The 3,972-nt window shown below is 45.7% G+C and carries 5 protein-coding genes; 4 read left to right on the top strand and 1 reads right to left on the bottom strand.

What is annotated here, in order from left to right; translation table 11 throughout:
- Positions 1-182 precede the first annotated feature (182 nt).
- The 4 genes from yqeK to RMO35_RS09495 all read left to right on the top strand — a co-directional run bounded on the left by yqeK (position 183) and on the right by RMO35_RS09495 (position 2,996).
- A complete protein-coding gene (gene yqeK, locus RMO35_RS09510; RefSeq protein WP_309740567.1) occupies positions 183-752 on the top strand; it encodes a bis(5'-nucleosyl)-tetraphosphatase (symmetrical) YqeK in 570 nt (189 codons plus the stop codon).
- 204 nt (positions 753-956) lie between these two features.
- Positions 957-1,361, top strand: coding sequence for a ribosome silencing factor (rsfS, locus tag RMO35_RS09505; protein ID WP_309740565.1), 405 nt, complete (start codon positions 957-959; stop codon positions 1,359-1,361).
- 8 nt (positions 1,362-1,369) lie between these two features.
- Positions 1,370-1,873, top strand: coding sequence for a CGLD27 family protein (locus tag RMO35_RS09500; RefSeq protein ID WP_309740563.1), 504 nt, complete (start codon positions 1,370-1,372; stop codon positions 1,871-1,873).
- A 175-nt stretch (positions 1,874-2,048) separates the two neighbouring features.
- A complete protein-coding gene (locus RMO35_RS09495) occupies positions 2,049-2,996 on the top strand; it encodes an asparaginase (protein ID WP_309740561.1) in 948 nt (315 codons plus the stop codon).
- A 332-nt stretch (positions 2,997-3,328) separates the two neighbouring features.
- Here RMO35_RS09495 and RMO35_RS09490 read toward each other — a convergent pair.
- Positions 3,329-3,972: diguanylate cyclase domain-containing protein (locus tag RMO35_RS09490; protein ID WP_309740559.1), on the bottom strand; the 644-nt coding region annotated here is incomplete at its 5' end.

Here is a 3,972-nt window from a genome sequence, read left to right as displayed (position 1 = left end):
GCTAGTGGCGCAAAGTCCGCCTACGTGACTAATTAATTTATCCAGTCCGCGTAGGCGGACTTCGCATCACCAGCCGAGACTTCAGTCTCCAGGCAATTTCCCCTCAAAATTAGTGAAGCGATCGCGCTACATCGATAATCCCGCTAGAATAGAGGTGGTAAACTTATCGCCAAAGATCGATCGTGCGCGCAAAGATTCTCGCCTGGTTAAATGAAAATGTTCCTCCCAAACGAATCCAGCATATACTGGGAGTGGAACAGATGGCGGTCGAGCTTGCCACACATTACCAGCTAAATACGGACATTGCTGCTCAAGCGGGATTGATGCACGATTTGGCAAAATATTTCAAACCCCAACGTTTACTAGAACTAGCACGAACCGAAGGACTACCGATCGATGAAGTGGATATAGCCGCACCACACCTATTACATGCTGACGTGAGCGCAATTGTCGCACGGGATGAATTTGGAATCACCGATCCCGAAATCCTCCACGCGATCGCCGATCATACGCTGGGAAGACCGGGGATGAGTGCGATGAGTTGTATCATATTCTTAGCGGATACCCTCGAAGCTGGGCGCGGCGATACTCCAGAATTACAGGCTCTGCGCGAACTCAGTTATCGAGACTTACATCAAGCCGTCTGGCGCGCCTGTGACTACTCATTTCAATATCTACTCTCTACCCGCTGTCTCATCCATCCCCGCACGATTCGTACTCGTAATTGGGCGATGACTGAAGCTAGGCTTTAGGGATTAGGCTTTAGCGAAAAGTGCGGTCTTGGGGTTTCCCCAAGTAAAGCACCTTTTCAAGACAGGCTGTGGGCTTTAGACTTTAGATTGGGCTTAGAATGTAGAGCTACTTCTCATACCCGATCCCTAAAATCTAACACCTAAAACCTAATATCTACACCCAAATCCCTAACACCTAATACCTAACACCTATTACCTAATTGAATGACTGAAACTGCAACCTTGACAAATACCAACCAAACCACCGAACACACGATCGAGCAATTAGTATTCCTCGCGGCTGAAGCAGCAGACGATCGCAAGGCTGGCGATATGGTGCTGATTAATATCGCTGAAGTATCGACACTGGCGGATTATTTACTGATTGTGACGGGATTTTCTAAAGTACAATTACGCGCGATCTCTGGCTCGATTATCGATAAAATTGAGGAAGATTTCAACCGACTACCCTTGCGAACTGAAGGACAAGATCGCGGTGGTTGGGTGTTGATCGATTACGGTGATGCGATCGTCCATATCATGATGCCAGAGCAACGAGAATTTTATAATCTCGAAGCCTTCTGGGGACACGGTGAAATGGTGACATTGCCACAAACGACAGTAGACTAATGCGATCGATGAGTAATTCTAGTTCTTTTTGTCCGGTTCCAAAAGAGCAGCAGCCAATCAATGAATACCAAGAATTACAAACTTCTTGGTTTTTTGGTTGGGTGAAGCTAGACGCGGCTAAATACATCACTAAATTAATTTGGGTGGGGGTGTGGAGCTTAATTGTTACTGCACCTCTGGCAGCGGCTAGTTTTCCGATCGCCAAATACCCGCTCCAGTTTGGGATCTGCGCGATCGGCGGTAGTTTAATATTTATTATGCTAGCGGCAATTAGATTGTACTTAGGGTGGATTTACGTCAAAAATAGATTGTATGGCGAATCGATTTTTTATGAAGAATCTGGTTGGTATGACGGTCAAACCTGGATCAAAACACCAGAAATCCTCACTCGCGATCGCTTACTCGTCAGCTACGAAATTCAACCCATTCTCAGCCGGATTAAAGCTACATTTCTAGCTCTACTCGGCGCATTTATATCGGCTATTAGTTACTGGCTGCTATTTATTAACTAAAAGCCGATCGCTAATGTCATTGAATCTTGGCTCTTGTGCAAACTCGTACTTTTGAGCAGCATTGCTTTGAGTGAAGTTTTGCTACAGTCACAACAGCCTCTCTCACAAAAAATCAAGATTAATTATTAACTATTAATTATTAATTCTCAATTATCAATTCTCAATTAATTTAATAATGGCTCAACGTACTAAATCACCAGCAATTACCGTGCGCTTGCTGCGAGAAGGAATCATCGAATCCGTTCACCACGTTCAAGCTGTCGTCTGTGACAGCCGTGGACGCGTGTTATCGGTTGCTGGGGATGCCGAACATCCGACGTTCATTAGATCGGCTCTCAAGCCATTTCAAGCGATCGCCGTTACGAGCAACGGCATCTTAGAACGCTATCAGTTAAGCGATCGAGATTTAGCCATCATGTGCAGCTCTCATGCGGCGGAAATCATCCACACCCGTCAGGTTTTCAATATTCTCTGGCGAGCAGATATCGATACCAATGCACTCAAATGTCCGATTCCTGCTGGCAAAACTAGCCCACTAGAATACAATTGCTCTGGTAAACATGCCGGAATGCTAGCCGTGTGTCGCGCCCATAATTGGCCGCTAGGCAACTATCTAGAGCGTACTCACCCGGTACAAAAACTCATTTTGAGCAAATTTGCCGAAATTCTCAAGATGCCACCAGACGAGTTTATTGGCGTCCATGACGATTGTGGTGCCCCGGTATATCTGATGCCGCTCTCGCAAATGGCGACTCTCTACGCTTATCTATCTTCTGGCGAAAGTCTCGATCTCGAACGGATCGTCCGTGCCATGACTCATCATCCCGAGTTGATTGCCGGGACGGGGAAATTTGATACTCAACTGATGCAGCTCACCCAGGGCGAGATTGTCAGCAAAGCTGGAGCGGAAGGAATTCAGTGTATCGGTAGAGTTGGCGAAGGGATGGGATTGACAATTAAGGTGAGTGATGGTGCCAAACGCGCGAAGTATGCTGTTGCGATTTATCTATTGCAGCAGATGGGCTGGATTACCCCTGCGGTATCGGAAATTCTCACCGACCAATTTTTATCGATCGGGAGTCATACCCGATTGGAAGTCACTGGCGAATTGGCAATGGTTTAATTTAATTAATAATTAATAATTGGGTTGTTAGAGGGTGTTTGAAAAGTATCGTTTGCTACTTAGACCCTAGAGAATCCCCCTAAATCCCCCTTAAAAAGGGGGACTTTAAGCCCCCCTTTTTAAGGGGGGTTGGGGGGATTTGCCCACAATGAACGAAGCAATTAGACTTTTCAAACATCCTCTTAGGACGGGGACTTAGAAATTGTAGGTTGGGTTGAGCCTCGAAACCCAACATCCTCAGAGTGAATAGTGGGTTGAGAGCAACGCGAAACCCAACCTACTCCCATCTCCCACACTTCGGCTACGCTCAGTGCAAGTCTCCCATCTCCCATCTAAGCGACTAACATGGTGACTCGATCGCGTCCTTGAGATTTGGCTTGATACAAGGCACGATCGGCAGCATGAATTAAGTCTTGAAACTGATTTTCTCGCGTCGGAATGATCGTAGATACACCTACACTAATTGTCACGTAAGGACAAACCATTGAGGCTTCATGGTCGATTTGTAAATTCTTAATTGCCGATCGAATATTTTCCGCAACAGAGACAGCACCCAAGGCATCGGTATTGGGGAGAACGACTGCAAATTCTTCGCCACCATAGCGGGCGACGAGATCGCCGCTGCGGCGGACTGTTTTCCGCATTGCCATTGCGACTTTAATCAAACAGTTATCCCCATTGGAATGCAGGTAACGATCGTTATAGTTTTTAAAAAAATCAACGTCGCACATAATCAACGATAGTGGTGATTCAATGCGCTGCATTCGATCCCATTCTTTTTTGATATAATCATCAAAACCGCGCCGATTAGACAACTTAGTCAAGCTATCTAAATTTGCCAAAAGCTGGAGATTTTGATTTGCTTGTTGGAGTTCGGTTAATTGATTTTTAATTAGCTGCGATTGGCGAATTAAATTTCGCACCCGCTGGCGTAAAATTGATAAATTAATCGGCTTAGTAATATAATCAGTTGCGC

The sequence above is a fragment of the Chamaesiphon sp. OTE_20_metabat_361 genome (assembly GCF_031364565.1).
This window is presented reverse-complemented; position numbering and strand designations above follow the sequence as displayed.